General features: G+C 42.6%; 1 pseudogene. It reads right to left on the bottom strand.

What is annotated here, in order from left to right:
- Positions 1 to 509 (bottom strand): annotated as a pseudogene (locus ACVCZW_RS00330) (hypothetical protein); the annotation flags it as partial.

The following is a 509-nucleotide window of genomic DNA, read 5'->3' as shown; positions in this document are numbered from 1 at the left end:
TTGCAGTCATAGTAAAAGAAGCATTCCCGGAGGTTAAAACAGTTACCATTTGTGTGCTACTTGTTCCGCAGGTTCCTGGACTCGTGTATTCTATCGTATATGTGGTTCCTGAAATCCCATTAGTTACCACTCCGCTAGTTGCATCTATTGTTGCTCCATCGGTTGGTATTGGATTAAACGTAAAACTCCCACCAAAATCTCCAGTAATATTTGCGGTTCCGCCATCACAAGTTGCAGTCATAGTAAAAGAAGCATTCCCGGAGGTTAAAACCGTTACGGATTGCGTGCTATTTACTCCGCAAGTTCCCGGACTTGTATATTCTACCGTATAACTAGTTCCCGAAATTCCGTTGGTTACTGTTCCGCTAGTTGCGTTTATTATTGCACCATCCGTTGCTATTGGGTTAAAAACAAAACTTCCGCCAGTATCTCCTATGATATTTGCGGTTCCGCCATCACAATTTGCAGTCATAGTAAAAGAAGCATTCCCGGAGGTTAAAACAGTTACC

The organism is Lacinutrix sp. MEBiC02595 (assembly GCF_053601555.1).
The sequence above is the reverse complement of the archived record's forward strand: the minus strand, read 5'-3'. Positions and strand labels throughout refer to the sequence as shown.